This window comes from Pseudomonas putida (genome assembly GCF_026625125.1).
In the GTDB taxonomy this organism is placed as follows: Bacteria; Pseudomonadota; Gammaproteobacteria; order Pseudomonadales; family Pseudomonadaceae; genus Aquipseudomonas; species Aquipseudomonas putida_X.
This window is the reverse complement of sequence record NZ_CP113097.1, coordinates 1915370-1929586: the sequence shown is the minus strand read 5'-3', so window position 1 is coordinate 1929586 and position 14217 is coordinate 1915370. Positions and strand designations below refer to the sequence as shown.

Annotated in this window: 12 protein-coding genes; 3 read left to right on the top strand and 9 right to left on the bottom strand. The window is 64.0% G+C overall.

Annotation, left to right across the window (positions count from 1 at the left end):
• Positions 1–194 precede the first annotated feature (194 nt).
• The gene (locus tag OSW16_RS08765) at positions 195–1478 is read left to right on the top strand and encodes an arsenic transporter (protein ID WP_267822343.1); all 1284 of its coding nucleotides are present in this window, start codon (positions 195–197) and stop codon (positions 1476–1478) included.
• 138 nt (positions 1479–1616) lie between these two features.
• Positions 1617–2306: an SOS response-associated peptidase family protein gene (locus OSW16_RS08760; protein ID WP_267822341.1), complete on the top strand. Its 690-nt coding sequence runs from the start codon at positions 1617–1619 to the stop codon at positions 2304–2306.
• Positions 2307–2322: 16 nt separating this feature from the next.
• Here OSW16_RS08760 and OSW16_RS08755 read toward each other — a convergent pair whose 3' ends face one another.
• The 9 genes from OSW16_RS08755 to OSW16_RS08715 form a co-directional block, all read right to left on the bottom strand.
• Positions 2323–4140 (bottom strand): ABC transporter ATP-binding protein/permease, encoded by a 1818-nt coding sequence (locus tag OSW16_RS08755; protein ID WP_267822339.1) that lies wholly within the window; start codon positions 4138–4140, stop codon positions 2323–2325.
• Between the two features lie 163 nt (positions 4141–4303).
• Complete coding sequence (locus OSW16_RS08750; RefSeq protein ID WP_267822337.1) at positions 4304–4507, bottom strand: formate dehydrogenase subunit delta; 204 nt, start codon at positions 4505–4507, stop codon at positions 4304–4306.
• Positions 4504–7383 carry a formate dehydrogenase subunit alpha gene (fdhF, locus tag OSW16_RS08745; protein ID WP_267822335.1) on the bottom strand — a complete coding sequence of 960 codons (2880 nt, stop codon included), beginning with the start codon at positions 7381–7383 and terminating at the stop codon, positions 4504–4506. The genes OSW16_RS08750 and fdhF overlap by 4 nt, the downstream gene beginning before the upstream one ends.
• Positions 7380–8939 (bottom strand): formate dehydrogenase beta subunit, encoded by a 1560-nt coding sequence (locus tag OSW16_RS08740; protein ID WP_267822333.1) that lies wholly within the window; start codon positions 8937–8939, stop codon positions 7380–7382. The genes fdhF and OSW16_RS08740 overlap by 4 nt, the downstream gene beginning before the upstream one ends.
• Complete coding sequence (locus OSW16_RS08735; protein WP_267822331.1) at positions 8933–9415, bottom strand: formate dehydrogenase subunit gamma; 483 nt, start codon at positions 9413–9415, stop codon at positions 8933–8935. Before OSW16_RS08735 ends, OSW16_RS08740 begins: the two co-directional genes overlap by 7 nt.
• Before the next feature lie 236 nt (positions 9416–9651).
• On the bottom strand, positions 9652–10809 hold the full coding sequence (locus OSW16_RS08730; protein ID WP_267822329.1) for a glutathionylspermidine synthase family protein: 1158 nt from the start codon (positions 10807–10809) through the stop codon (positions 9652–9654).
• 2 nt (positions 10810–10811) lie between these two features.
• Positions 10812–11501, bottom strand: coding sequence for a DUF1190 domain-containing protein (locus OSW16_RS08725; protein WP_267822327.1), 690 nt, complete (start codon positions 11499–11501; stop codon positions 10812–10814).
• A 26-nt stretch (positions 11502–11527) separates the two neighbouring features.
• The gene (locus tag OSW16_RS08720) at positions 11528–11953 is read right to left on the bottom strand and encodes a DUF350 domain-containing protein (protein ID WP_267822325.1); all 426 of its coding nucleotides are present in this window, start codon (positions 11951–11953) and stop codon (positions 11528–11530) included.
• A gap of 12 nt (positions 11954–11965) precedes the next feature.
• Positions 11966–12565, bottom strand: coding sequence for a DUF2491 family protein (locus tag OSW16_RS08715; protein ID WP_267822323.1), 600 nt, complete (start codon positions 12563–12565; stop codon positions 11966–11968).
• Between the two features lie 571 nt (positions 12566–13136).
• Here OSW16_RS08715 and dusA point away from each other — a divergent pair.
• Positions 13137–14144 (top strand): tRNA dihydrouridine(20/20a) synthase DusA, encoded by a 1008-nt coding sequence (gene dusA / locus OSW16_RS08710; RefSeq protein ID WP_267822321.1) that lies wholly within the window; start codon positions 13137–13139, stop codon positions 14142–14144.
• Positions 14145–14217: the final 73 nt, after the last annotated feature.

Below are 14217 nucleotides of genomic sequence, written 5' to 3'. Positions count from 1 at the left end.
GGAAGCCGGAGGGCCCACGCCCACCGGCCTCGCAAACACTGTTCGGGGGCCAACAGGGTTGGTAAATATAGTGATTCTCAAATGGGTTTAAATCTTATTTACGAAACTTACATGTTTGCACCGGAACTTTTCCTACGCGTCATCAGCCCGTGTACAGTCACTTCTGCCCCGCCATGAGACGAGACAGCGTTTCCATGCTCCCAGCCGCTTTGATCTTCCTGCTCACCCTCACCCTGGTCATCTGGCAGCCCAAAGGCCTGGGGGTTGGCTGGAGCGCCACGCTCGGCGCCGTGCTGGCCCTGGTGTTCGGCGTGGTATCGCTGCATGACATCCCCACGGTCTGGGCCATCATCTGGAACGCCACCGCCACCTTCATCGCCCTCATCGTCATCAGCCTGCTGCTGGACGAAGCGGGCTTTTTCGAATGGGCGGCGTTGCATGTGGCGCGCTGGGCCCGCGGGGACGGGCGCCGGCTGTTTGCCTTCATGGTGCTGCTGGGCGCGGCGGTATCGGCGCTGTTCGCCAACGACGGCGCGGCGCTGATCCTTACCCCGATCGTCATGTCGATGTTGCTGGCGCTGCGCTTCTCCCCAGCGGCGACCCTGGCCTTCGTCATGGGTGCAGGCTTCATCGCCGACACCGCCAGCCTGCCGCTGGTGGTGTCCAACCTGGTGAACATCGTCTCGGCGGACTACTTCGACCTGGGGTTCAACGCCTATGCCTCGGTGATGGTGCCGGTGAACCTGGTGGCCGTGGCAGCCACGCTGCTGGTGCTGTGGCTGTATTTTCGCCGCGACATTCCGCTGCGCTACGCCACCGAAGACCTCAAGGTGCCGGCCATGGCCGTGCGCGACCGGGCAACGTTCCGTGTCGGCTGGGCGGTGCTGCTGGCATTGCTGGCCAGCCTGTTCGTGCTCGAGCCCATGGGGATCCCGGTCAGTGCCGTGGCCGCAGCCTGCGCAGCGGTACTGTTCGCCGTCGCCGCCCGCGGCCATGTGATCTCCACCCGCCGCGTGCTGCGCGAGGCCCCGTGGCAGATCGTGGTGTTTTCATTGGGGATGTACCTGGTGGTCTACGGCTTGCGCAATGCAGGCCTCACCGACTCGCTCGGCGACGTGTTGAGCTGGCTGGCGGGGCAAGGGCTGTGGGCAGCCTCGCTGGGGACCGGCCTGGTTGCGGCGCTGCTGTCGTCGGTCATGAACAACCTGCCCAGCGTGTTGATCGGCGCGCTGTCGATCGAGGCCAGCGAGGCGCAGGGTGTGGTGCGCGAGGCGATGATCTATGCCAACGTGATCGGCTGCGACCTGGGGCCGAAGATCACCCCGATCGGCAGCCTGGCTACGCTGTTGTGGCTGCATGTGCTGGCGCGCAAGGGCGTGAGCATCGGCTGGGGGTATTACTTCAAGGTAGGGGTGCTGTTGACGGTGCCGGTGCTACTGGTGACCTTGGCAGCGTTGGCGTTGCGCCTGAGCCTGTGAAAACGCTGTCGCCGTCTATCCTGACCAGGTGACTGTGCGGCGCACGCAGGTTGAACAACGCCCCCCGCGAGATGGGATGTTGGGACCCCGATTGCGTCGGTCGCGTGCACGCCATTTCGACCAATGGGGGGACATGCCATGTGCGGACGCTTCGCCCAGTATCAGGGCCAGGCCGATTACCTGCGTGAACTGGCGGCCGGGCAGGAGGTGATAAGCGGTTACGACAACGTGCCCATTGGCCGTTACAACGTGGCCCCTGGCAGCTGCGTACTGGTTATGCACAACCCGGGCAATGGCCTGCGCATCGACCCCTGCCATTGGGGTTGGGCACCGTTCTGGGCCAAGGGCCCGCAACCTGCGCCGACTACCGCACCGGTAGAAGCCGTGACCACCGGCACGTTTCTCAAGGCGTTCTGGCCTCAAGGGCGGGCACTGGTCATGGCCGACGGCTGGTATGAATGGGTGAGCGACCCGCACGACCCCGAGCGCAAGCAGCCCTATTTCATCCGCCTGAAAAGCCAGGCACCGATGTTCATGGCTGCGCTGGCTCAGGTACGTGCAGGATCGGAGCCGAACGAAGGGGATGGCTTCGTCATCGTGACCGCAGCGAGTGAAGCGGGAATGGTCGATAGCCACGACCGCCGGCCACTGGTACTGGCGCCGGCGGATGCATGGACGTGGATCGACTTGCAAGTGCCTGCCGAGGAGGCCGAGCGGCTGGCACGGGAGCGGCGCCTGCCGGTGGAGGCCTTTGAATCGTTTGCGGTGGGCAAGGACGTGTCGGATGAGCGTGATGAAGGGCCGCAGTTGATCGTGATGCAGCCCTGAACACGATGCGGGTCGCCTAGACCTGCAATTGCACCTCCGGTTTCTGCTCCAGCAGCGACCAACCGCCCTGCCCGTCCACTTCCAGCCTGTGGGTATGGAACCCGGCCAACGTGCTGCGGTGGCCGACACTCACCAGCAAGGTCTGCGGCATCTCATTGCGCAGCAGCGAATACAACGCATGTTCCAGGCCTTCATCCATCGCCGAGGTGGACTCGTCGAGGAACACCACCTGCGGCCGGTTGAACAGCACCCGCGCAAACGCCAGCCGCTGCTGCTCACCCACCGAGAGGATATGCGACCAGTCGCAACTGACCGCCAGCCGATCGGCCAGGTGGGCCAGGTTGACCTGGCGCAGCGCCTGCTGCATGCGCACTTCGTCCTCAGGCTTGCTGTCGGTTGGGTAGGCGATGGCGGTCCGCAGATCGCCCAGTGGCAGGTACGGGCGCTGCGAGAGGAACAGCGCCTCGGTAGCGGTGGGCCGCCTGACCTCACCCTCGGCGTACGGCCAAAGCCCGGCCAAGGCGCGCAGCAAGGTGGTTTTACCACTGCCCGAAGGGCCTTTGATCAGCAGCGCCTGGCCGGCCTGCAGGCGCAAGTCGAGGTCGGCGATCAGCGCGTAGCCATCGGGGCGCATCACCTGCAACCCCGAGATATCCAGGGCATGCGCCTGCTGCTGGGTGCTGACCCGCGGCAACGTGCTGGCCTGCTGATTGGCATCGAGAAAACCGGTCAGACGGTCGAGCGTGGCGCGGTACTGGGCAAAGGTGTCATAGGACTCACGGAAGAACGACAGCGCATCCTGCACCTGGCCAAACGCTTGGGAGGTTTGCATGACATCCCCCAGCTTGATCGCGCCACTGAAGAAGCGCGGTGCCTGGAGGATGAACGGGAACACCACTGCCACCTGGCTGACGCCCAGGTTGAAACCGCTGAACTTCAGGTTCCGGAACACCAGTGCCCAGACATTGACGATCAATGCCCCGAAGCGACCTAGCAAGGTCCCCCGCTCCACGTGGGCACCCTGGTAGAACGCGATGTTCTCAGCGTTTTCCCGCACGCGCATCAGCGCATAACGGAAGTTGGCGGTGAGTTTTTCGTTGAGAAAATTCAGGCGGATCAACGGCTGCCCGAGGCGAAAGGCAATCCAGGTGGCGATCAGCACGTATACATAGACGGCGAACACCATGGCCCGGGGGATTTCCACACCCGCTACCGCCAGCGGCGCCGACAGGCCCCAGAGGATGGCGGTGAAGGCCACCAGCGAGACCAGCGCGCTGACCGCGCCTAGCGCCAAGGTTACCGAGTTAGTGACGAAGGCGGTGACGTCCAGTTCGATGCGCTGGTCGGGGTTGTCTACAGGCTCGGCGAGAAACTGGCCGCGGTAATAGGCGTCACCGTGCAGCCAGTCATTGGTCAGGCGCTCGGTCAGCCAGACCCGCCAGCGGATGCTGAACGCCTCCGTCACGTAGAAGGTGAACAGTGAACGAAGCACGTGAAGGGTGGCCAACACCGCGAACACGCCCAGCAAGTACCAGAAGGCGGTCCGGTCGAGGGCCTGCAGGGCACTGTAGAAGCCGTTGTACCAGAACGAGAACAGTACGTTCATGCGTACCGAAAACAGCGTCAGCACCAGCAGTGCGGCAAACACCAGCAACGGCCGCCAGCTGCGCCTGAAGCTGAAATAGGGCCCGGCAAGCTGCCAGAACTGGCTGCCCCAGCGCGTGTAGCGCACAGCCAAGGCAGCGGCGGCAGTGAAGCCGATCAGGGTGATGAGTGAAGCGATTGCAAGCCAGCTCAGGCTCTCTTGCAGGGCCTGGTGCCAGTTCATGTCCATGGTGCGTACCCGTGACGAGTGTTTCCGCGAGCGTAGCATTGCGCAGGCAGTCGTCAGGCATTCATGACGGACATTTCATGTTGTCGGCACTGCCCCTATCACCGGCAAGCCGGCGCCCCTGGGGTGCAAGCGCTTGCTAGCGACGGGGCAGCGCAGACGAACGCTAAGCCAAGGCTTCCATCACCTTGGGGTCCAAGCCCTCCCCGGCATGGGCCTGGGCCCACTCCCCCAACTGCCTGCGCATCGCTGGGGTCCAGAAGTTCTGCAAGTGCTGCTGCACCCCTTGCACCGCCAACACATGATCAGGCTCGCTGTCGAAGTAATGGGCAATCTGGTTGGCCATCTTGACTAGGTTTTCGCTGCTCATCGGCGCACCTCGGCCTGTTCAGGCTTGCCGGCCGTGCGCCGCTCCTTGAGCAGGCGCCGCTGTTCATCGCTGAAGTCCTGGTAGCGCTTTTGCCACTGCGACGGGTGGAACACCTTGACCACCTCCACCGCCGTTACCTTGTATTCCGGGCAGTTGGTGGCCCAGTCGGAGTTGTCGGTGGTGATCACGTTGGCGCCGGACTCGGGGAAGTGGAAGGTGGTGTACACCACCCCCGGTGCCACACGCTCACTGATTTTGGCGCGCAGTACCGTCTGCCCTGCACGGCTGCCGATGCCGACCCAGTCGCCGTCATGGATGCCGCGGCTTTCGGCGTCAGTGGGGTGCAGTTCCAGGCAGTCGGCAGCATGCCAGGCGACGTTGGCGGTGCGCCGGGTCTGGGCACCGACATTGTACTGGCTGAGAATGCGCCCAGTGGTCAGCAGCAGGGGGTAGCGGCTGTTGACCTTCTCGTCGGTGGGCACATAGCCGGTGAGCATGAAGCGCCCCTTGCCCCGCACGAACTGATCGATGTGCATGGTCGGCGTGCCGTCGGGCGCGGCTTCGTTGCAGGGCCACTGCAGGCTCCCATGGCGGTCGATCTCGGCGTAGCTGACGCGGTGGAAGGACGGCGTCAGGCGGGCGATTTCGTCCATGATCTCGGACGGGTGGCGGTAGCTCATCGGGTAGCCCAGGGCATTGGCCAAGGCCACGGTGGCCTCCCAGTCCGCCTTGCCGGCCAGCGGCTGCATCACTTTGCGAACCCGCGAAATGCGGCGCTCGGCATTGGTGAAGGTGCCGTCCTTTTCCAGGAACGAGCTGCCCGGCAAGAACACGTGGGCGAACTTGGCCGTCTCGTTGAGGAAGATGTCCTGCACCACCACGCACTCCATGGCCCGCAGCGCAGCCGTGACGTGCTGGGTGTTGGGGTCGCTCTGGGCGATGTCCTCACCCTGGCAGTACAGCGCCTTGAAGCTGCCGTCCAGCGCCGCTTCGAACATGTTGGGGATGCGCAGGCCCGGGTCGGGCTGCAGGGTTACGCCCCAGGCCTGCTCGAACTCGGCACGCACGGCCTCGTTGGAGATATGCCGGTAGCCTGGCAGCTCATGGGGGAACGACCCCATGTCGCACGAGCCCTGCACGTTGTTCTGCCCCCGCAGCGGGTTTACGCCCACCCCTTCACGGCCGATATTGCCGGTGGCCATGGCCAGGTTGGCGATGCCCATCACCGCGGTGCTGCCCTGGCTGTGTTCAGTCACGCCCAGGCCGTAGTAGATCGCTGCGTTGCCGCCTGTGGCATACAGCCGGGCGGCGGCGCGGATCTGCTCGGCGGGCACGCCGCACACGGGGCCCTGCACTTCAGGGGCGTTTTCTGGGAGGCTGACGAAGTCGCGCCAGCGGGCGAAGGCCTCACTCTCGCAGCGCTCGTCGATGAAGCGCTGGGCCAGCAGCCCCTCGCTAACGATCACATGGGCCAAGGCGTTGAGCATGGCCACGTTGGTGCCCGGGCGCAGTTGCAGGTGCAGCTCGGCACGGGCGTGGGGCGAATCCACCAGGTCGATGCGCCGCGGGTCGATCACGATCAGTCGCGCGCCTTGGCGCAGGCGGCGCTTGAGCTGCGAGCCGAACACCGGGTGGGCGTCGGTGGGGTTGGCACCGATCACCAGGATCACGTCGGCCTGCATGACCGAATCGAAACTCTGGGTGCCCGCCGACTCACCGAGGGTCTGCTTGAGGCCGTAGCCGGTGGGCGAATGGCACACCCGCGCGCAGGTGTCGACGTTATTGTTGCCAAACGCCGTGCGCACCAGTTTCTGCACCAGGTAGGCTTCTTCGTTGGTGCAACGGCTGGAGGTGATGCCACCGATGGAATCGCGCCCGTACTTGAGCTGGATGCGGCGGAACTCGCTGGCCGCGTAGGTGACCGCCTCATCCCAGCTGACTTCCTGCCACGGGTCATCCAGGTGCTTGCGGATCATCGGTTTGGTGATTCGGTCAGGGTGGGTGGCATAACCCCAGGCGAAGCGGCCCTTGACGCAGGCGTGGCCGTGGTTGGCGCCGCCGTTCTTGTCCGGGACCATGCGGACCAGTTGGTCACCCTTCATTTCGGCACGGAACGAGCAGCCCACGCCGCAGTAAGCGCAGGTGGTGATCACCGCGCGTTCCGGCTGGCCGATCTGCACCAGGCTTTTTTCGGTCAGTGTGGCCGTCGGGCAGGCTTGCACGCAGGCACCGCACGACACGCATTCGGAGGTGAGGAAGTTGTCACCACCGGCTGCCGCCACCCGCGACTCGAAGCCGCGCCCGGTGATGGTCAGGGCGAAGGTGCCTTGGATATCCTCGCAGGCACGCACGCAGCGGCTGCAGACGATGCACTTGCTGGGCTCGTAATCGAAGTACGGGTTGGATTCGTCCTTCTGCTCGGCCAGGTGGTTGGCGCCGTCATAGCCGTAGCGCACCTCCCGCAGGCCGACTTGGCCGGCGACCGTCTGCAGTTCGCAGTTGCCGTTGGCCGAGCAGGTCAGGCAGTCGAGCGGGTGGTCGGAAATGTACAGCTCCATGACGTTGCGGCGCAGGTCGGCCAGGCGTGGCGTTTGGGTGCGCACCACCATGCCTTCGCTGACAGGCGTGGTGCAGGACGCCGGGTACCCGCGCATGCCATCGATCTCGACCATGCACATGCGGCAGGAGCCGAAGGCCTCCAGGCTGTCGGTGGCACACAGTTTGGGGATGCTGGTACCCAGCAGGGCTGCGGCGCGCATCACTGAGGTGCCCGCCGGTACGCTGACACTGCGCCCGTCGATGTTCAGGCTGATCTGCACATCACTGTGGCGTTCAGGGGTACCCAGATCGGTCTCGGGGTCGAAGTAATTGATCACTGCGCGGCCTCCGTGGTGGTCAGCCCGAAATCGGCCGGGAAGTACTTGAGGGCGCTGGCCACCGGGTAGGCGGTCATACCGCCCATGGCGCACAGCGAGCCGTACTGCAGGGTGTCGCACAGGTCGCGCAGCAGCAGCGCCTGGTCATGACGCTCGGTGAGGTCGCTGCTGGCGATCAGGCGGTCGACCACCTCCATCCCGCGGGTAGAACCGATGCGGCAGGGCGTGCACTTGCCGCAGGACTCTTCGGCGCAGAACTGCAGGGCAAAGCGCGCCATGCTGGCCATGTTCAAGGTGTCGTCGGCCACCACCACGCCACCGTGGCCCAACATCGCCCCCATGGCGGCGAAGGCCTCATAGTCCAGTGGGGTGTCAAAGTGACTGGGCGGCACCCAGGCACCCAATGGCCCCCCGACCTGGGCGGCCTTCAGCGGCCGGCCACTGGCGGTGCCACCACCGTAGCCTTCCACCAGTTCCCGCAGGGTCAGGCCAAAGGCGCGCTCTACCAGGCCGCCATGGCGGATGTTGCCGGCCAGCTGGAACGGCATGGTGCCAAGCGAACGCCCCATGCCGAAGTCGCGGTAGAACGCCGCGCCCTTGGCCAGGATGGTGGGCACCGAGGCCAGGGTGAGCACGTTGTGCACCAGCGTCGGCAGGCCGAACAGGCCCTGCAGGGCCGGTAGTGGCGGCTTGGCGCGGACGATGCCGCGCTTGCCCTCGATAGATTCGAGCAGCGCGGTTTCCTCACCGCAGATATAGGCACCGGCACCCACCCGTACTTCCAGGTCGAACGCCTGACCGCTACCGGCCACGTCGGCACCGAGATAACCGGCGTCGCGGGCGATGACCAAGGCCTGATCGAGCACGCGGATCGCGTCGGGGTATTCCGAGCGCACGTAGATATAGCCCTTGTCGGCACCCACCGCGAGGCCGGCGATGATCATGCCTTCGATCAGCAGGAAGGGGTCACCTTCCATCAGCATGCGGTCGGCAAAGGTACCGGAGTCGCCTTCGTCGGCGTTGCACACCACGTACTTCTGCCCTGCCCCGGCGTCACGCACGGTGCGCCATTTGATACCCGCCGGGAACGCTGCACCGCCACGGCCGCGCAGGCCGGAATCGAGCACGGCGGCCACCACGTCGGCGCCGCCCAGCGCAACGGCTTGCTCAAGGCCGGCAAAGCCACCGTGGGCGCGGTAGTCATCCAGCGACAATGGCCGGGTGATGCCGGCGCGGGCGAACAGCAGACGTTGCTGGGTCTTGAGGTAAGGGAGCGCTTCCACGGGCCCGAGCGCCAGCGAATGGCTGCCGGGGTCGGCCGCCAATGCATCGAGCAGCGCAGGCACATCCTCAGGGGTGACCGGGCCGAAGCCTTGCCGCCCATCAGCGCGCTCGCACTCTACCAGTGGTTCGAGCCAATACAGGCCACGCGAACTGGTGCGCTGAATGTCCAGCGCCACCTGCCGTTGCTCAGCCTCGCGCAGCAACGCCTCGACAACCTGGTCGGCACCCACGGCGCGGGCCACCGAGTCGCAGGGGATGAACAGCTTCAGCATGCTGTGCCCTCCAGGCAACCGTTGACCAGCGCGCGAAGGCGCTCAGGGGTCAGGCGCGCATGCACCTGGCCATCGAGTTCAAGGGCCGGCGAGCAGGCGCATGCGCCCAGGCAGTACACCGGGCGCAGGCTGATGGCGCCGTCGGCGCTGGTGCCATGGTCGTCCAGTGCCAGCTGTTCACGCAGCTGTGCGGCCAGTGCCTCGCTGCCACGGCTCTGGCACGATTCGGCGCGGCACAAGCGCAGGGTATGGCGTGCCGGCGGCGCGGTACGGAAATCGTGGTAGAAGCTGATCACCCCGCGCACCTCGGCCAGGCTGAGGTTGAGGGCATGGGCTATGTCGGCGACGGCGGCATCCGGGATGAAACCGATGCTTTCCTGCACGGCATGCAGGATCGGCAAGAGTGCACCAGGGGTGTCCTGGTGGCGGCTCAGGATATCGTGGATAACGGGCAGGTGAAGCAATTGATCAGGCATACAGCGGACCTCGGCATCACGGCCCCCGCCAGATTGTTGTAGTAGGCAGGTGACCGGCGTGTTCTGCTGCGGCACACCGCCCACGTCACGGTCGCGTGGTTGTCGGTGGCCTCCTTGCCGCTGGCCGTGCGTCTGCGCGCACTGGGCTCAAGGGCATTTCACAAGCATGGCACTTGTGGCGCCGAACGGATGCACGCGAACGACCAGGCGCATCCTGAAACCGACCAGAGGGGCGGTCAGCCCAAAACCACATGCGGCAAGAAGCGTGAACTGTCCTTGGTGATAAGCGAATCATCTTCACGAATGCCAAGCCCTGAGGCCTTGTCGCCGATCACCCACGAACCAATCAGGGTGTAACTGTCAGCGAACTTCGGCAAAGGTGCAAAAGCCTGCAGAATATAGGGCGCATCGTCATAGGGCCCGTCTTCAAAGACCCGCCGCCCATCCTCGGTGTGGATATCCACGTTGGCGCCCTCACGGGAGAAGTACGGCTTGCGCACCCAGCCCTTGGGCACCGGGGCCTGTGGATTGTCGTCGACAAAGGCCGGCAGCAGGTTCGGATGGCCTTCGAACCACTCCCACAATAACGGCAGGATGCCTTTGTTGGAGATCAGTGCCTTCCAGGGCGGCTCGACAAACTGCGTGTCGCAGCCGGTAATCGCCTGGCCGAAATCCTCATGGAAGATGTGCTCCCACGCATGCAGCTTGAACAGGCGCTGGATGGGCTGGCTTTGGAGGTCGACGAACCGGCCATTGTCGTGCAGGCCGATGTCTTCCAGGTCGATATGCCGTGTGCGGACACCCGCATGCTCAGCCATCCTGCGCAGGAAATCAGTGGTGCCACGGTCCTCCAGCGAGCCTGAGATGGTCGAGAAATAGAACGTACCCTGCCCCGGCATCGCGGCAAACGCCTGCACCAGGTCTTCGGCCAGGGTATTGAACTGGCTGGCGTGCGCAGGCAACAGCCCGCGCGCTATCTGCTCCTCCAGCCAGATCAGCTGGAAGGCGGCCGCCTCGTAAAGCGAGGTTGGCGTATCGTAATTGGCTTCGATGAGTTTCGCCGGGCCATTGCCGTCGTAACTGAAGTCAAAGCGCCCGTACAGGTGCGGCTGTGCCTGCTTCCAAGACCTACGCACCAGGTCGAAGAAGGCCGGAGGGATGGCCAGGCGGGCCATGAGCGCTTCGCTGTCGACGATGCGCCCGACCGCCTCCAGGCACAGGGCGTGCAGCGCTTCGGTCGGCGCTTGCAGGTCTCGAACCACCTGAGCTTCGCTGAATTGGTAGTAGCCGCTCTCGTCCCAGTAACGCTGGCCTTCGATGGTGTGGAAGGCGAACCCCTCACGCTCGGCAGTCGCGCGCCAGTCGGGGCGCTCTGCCAGCTCTACCTTGCGCATGCTCACCCCCCGAAAAAGCTACCGGACTTGCCACTCCAGCCGCTACGGGCTGTGGCCTGGCTGCCAAAGCCACCCCGGGTGATCGACCCTGATGAGGCTGCGTGAGGATCCTTGCGGCTCCATCTGCCGCCACCGCCGGACGAACCTGCGCTGCTGCTTTGTTCATCCTCCCTGGCACGCTGGATTTCACCCAAGGCCCCATTGTGCAGCCCAGGGCGCGTTGCACTGCCGTTGGCGTACACAGGCTGTGCGCGGAAACGACGGTCGCGGCTCCGGGCCTGCCCGAGCAGCATCCCGGCCACCGCGGCGCTGGCAATATGCCCATAGCCCCCACCCTGAGCGTAGCCAGCATCCAGTTGTGACTGGGTCACCTCAACGGCACTTTCCAGCTCGAACCCGTTCATGCGGGGCATGTACCGCCCATCGACGGTGGTCAGGCAATTGTCTGCACCGAACTGCGCCTCACACGCGCTCTGGAACGCGAACGTTGGCGCCTGGCGAAGATAGTCGCTGTGCGCCTGCTGGTAGGCATCGGTGCAGACAGCGATCGGCATATAGTCATTTACGCAGGCAGCAACGGTGTCGTAATTGGTCTTTTGGCTGACCGTATACAATTCTTCCTGCGGACCACAGGCCGTCAGCGCCAGTGGTAACGAACCGGCCAGTACCAGCTTGAAGGAACTGCGTTTCATCGGCGATTTCATTGGCACCCTCCTGCTCAGGCCGAAGGTGTCATGCAGGCCGAGTTCAGAAAGCCGACGCTGATGGCCACGCTTGCGGCGTAGATGGCAGCTGCCAGCTCGCCCTGGGCGATGCGCTGGGACAGGCCACGCAGCACCAGGCTGGTCAGGCCGAAGGCGATCAACTGCACCACCGCTGCGATCACCACCCAGGCGACGAAGTCGAGAATGCTGACGCTGTAGGCGATGATGTTGCTGGCCGGCAGCGAAAAACCGATCAGCGAACCACCCAGAGCAATAGCGGCTGCAGGGTTGTTCTGGCGGATCAGGGCGAACTCGCGGTGCGGCGTGAGGCGGGTGTAGATGAACTGGAACAGCCAGAACATCAGCAGGGCCACACTGATATAGAGGATGAAGCCCGTCACCGCCGAGGCGTTGAGGGACAGGCGCAAAGCGTCGAGCATGGGAAATCCTTGTCAGGTTACGTGAAAGTCCGTGGGGAATAGGGTCACACCCAGCGAGGTGGTGTAGGTGAGCGCACCGTACTCATCTTCTTCGACCGACAGCAGCAGAGATTCGCGCCGGTACGGCAAACCGGTGTCACGGGCATAGAGCATGCACAGGTGCTGGATGCGGTACCGTGCTTCGGGGCTGGTAACCGCCTCGCACAGCGCAACCCATTCGGCGAGCCCCGCTTCGCGACCCCATTGCCGGGAATACAAATTACCTTCGTGTTCGAAGATCGGCATGCCGGCCTTCGGTGCGCTACCGGTCAGGCTTTGCAGGTGCTCCTGGTCATTGACGGCGACTGCGCTGTGGTAGCCGAACAGCACGATATCGCCCGGTTCGGCGCCGTTCATCAGCACCTGTAACCAGTAGTCTTGATTGTCCAGGTAAAAACGCACCAGGCGCACCGATTGGCCGAGGTCGACCTCGCCAACGGCCCAGACTGTTTCCGGGCCAGGTACCTGAAGCGCTGAGATGCCGTCCAGCAACGGTTTCAGTGAAGGGGCAGGCGTGAAGGTGCTGCCACTGCGCAGGCCAAATAGCAGGCTGGCCTGGTGTAAAAGCGACATAGAAAGCTCCCTGGGGTCGCGGCTATCCTTGCTGAGGGCGGCACATTAGCGGGTTTCAGTGCCAAGACCAAGGCTGACCCTGCGTGGAGGTTTGACGCTCGTGATGCGTGGGGCCTACTGGCCTCATCGCTGGGTAGCGGCCAAATCCAAGTTCGGGCTTGCAGGCCCGGCCACAGTTTTTGCAGCGGCCCAGCGAGACTAGGGAGCTCGGATTTCCATTGCAATGGCTCAAGGGTGCTGAAAGGGTGATTCAGAAACGGACTACAAGCCAGCATCCCGTATCTGTAGGAAACCGTTAAAAACCATACTGCGGGAAGATGGGCAGAGACCTTTCACATCGTTCACTCACGTTTTCCGCGGCCCTCACTTGCCTATGAACAGGCGAACATCCAGCGCTCTTGGTAAACTAGGACATCCTTTTTATGAGGCTGGTATTGACGGGGTAGCTCACCGCCACATCCGCCTTGTTACTTGCTTGTATTCCTTGCCATTTTTTCGGTGTTACCCAGGTGAATGAGGCTGATTCACAGCAAAAGCCCGAATAAGTTGGTACCCAAATGCGTAGACCTGAATGCTCCTAGATACTGCAACCCCACAAAACTCGCGCCCTGAGCCGTCACGCCGCTTCAGCGTTGCGCCGATGATGGACTGGACCGACCGCCACTGCCGGTTCTTCCTGCGCCTGCTATCCCGGCACACCTTGCTCTACACCGAAATGGTCACCACCGGTGCCCTGCTGCACAACGACGCGCACCGTTTCCTGCGCCACGATGTGTCCGAACATCCGCTTGCCCTGCAGCTGGGCGGCAGTGTGCCGGCCGACTTGGCGGCCTGCGCGCGCCTGGCCGAACAAGCGGGCTATGACGAGGTGAACCTCAACGTCGGCTGCCCCAGCGATCGGGTGCAGAACAACATGATCGGCGCTTGCCTCATGGCCCACCCGGCGCTGGTGGCCGATTGCGTCAAGGCCATGCGTGATGCGGTGTCGACGCCGGTGACGGTGAAGCACCGCATTGGTATCAATGGCCGTGACAGCTATGCAGAACTGTGCGACTTCGTCGGGCAGGTACGGGACGCCGGGTGTCGCAGTTTCACCGTGCATGCGCGCATCGCGATTCTCGAAGGGCTTTCGCCCAAGGAGAACCGTGAGATCCCGCCGCTGCGCTACGACGTGGCTGCGCAGCTGAAAGCGGACTTTCCGGACCTTGAGATCGTGCTCAACGGTGGCATCAAGACCTTGGCCGAGTGCCAGATGCACCTGGAGACGTTCGATGGGGTGATGATGGGGCGCGAGGCGTACCACAACTCGTATGTGCTGGCTGAAGTGGATCAGCTGCTGTTTGGCAGTGCTGCGCCGGTGGTCAGCCGTAGCGAGGCGATGGCGCAGTTGCGGCCCTATATCGTGGCGCATATGGAAAGTGGCGGTGCGATGCATCACGTCACCCGGCATATTCTGGGGTTGGGCCAGGGCTTCAAAGGGGCGCGGCGGTTCCGGCAGTTGCTGTCGGCGGATATTCACAAGGCGCCGGAGCCGCTGGCGGTGTTCGACCAAGCGGCGGAGTTGTTGCAGGGGCGGTAAGGTGGCCTGGCGGGCCCTATCGCCGGCAAGCCGGCTCCCACCGGGACCGTGCAGTTTTCGAGCGCTGCGCTGT

Excerpts from the sequence above, each read along its gene's own strand:
- OSW16_RS08765 (WP_267822343.1), top strand. The coding sequence starts at position 195 with ATGCTCCCAGCCGCTTTGATCTTCCTGCTCACCCTCACCCTGGTCATC.
- OSW16_RS08760 (WP_267822341.1), top strand. The coding sequence starts at position 1,617 with ATGTGCGGACGCTTCGCCCAGTATCAGGGCCAGGCCGATTACCTGCGT.
- OSW16_RS08755 (WP_267822339.1), bottom strand. The coding sequence starts at position 4,140 with ATGGACATGAACTGGCACCAGGCCCTGCAAGAGAGCCTGAGCTGGCTT.
- OSW16_RS08750 (WP_267822337.1), bottom strand. The coding sequence starts at position 4,507 with ATGAGCAGCGAAAACCTAGTCAAGATGGCCAACCAGATTGCCCATTAC.
- OSW16_RS08740 (WP_267822333.1), bottom strand. The coding sequence starts at position 8,939 with ATGCTGAAGCTGTTCATCCCCTGCGACTCGGTGGCCCGCGCCGTGGGT.
- OSW16_RS08735 (WP_267822331.1), bottom strand. The coding sequence starts at position 9,415 with ATGCCTGATCAATTGCTTCACCTGCCCGTTATCCACGATATCCTGAGC.
- OSW16_RS08730 (WP_267822329.1), bottom strand. The coding sequence starts at position 10,809 with ATGCGCAAGGTAGAGCTGGCAGAGCGCCCCGACTGGCGCGCGACTGCC.
- OSW16_RS08725 (WP_267822327.1), bottom strand. The coding sequence starts at position 11,501 with ATGAAACGCAGTTCCTTCAAGCTGGTACTGGCCGGTTCGTTACCACTG.
- OSW16_RS08720 (WP_267822325.1), bottom strand. The coding sequence starts at position 11,953 with ATGCTCGACGCTTTGCGCCTGTCCCTCAACGCCTCGGCGGTGACGGGC.
- OSW16_RS08715 (WP_267822323.1), bottom strand. The coding sequence starts at position 12,565 with ATGTCGCTTTTACACCAGGCCAGCCTGCTATTTGGCCTGCGCAGTGGC.
- dusA (WP_267822321.1), top strand. The coding sequence starts at position 13,137 with ATGCTCCTAGATACTGCAACCCCACAAAACTCGCGCCCTGAGCCGTCA.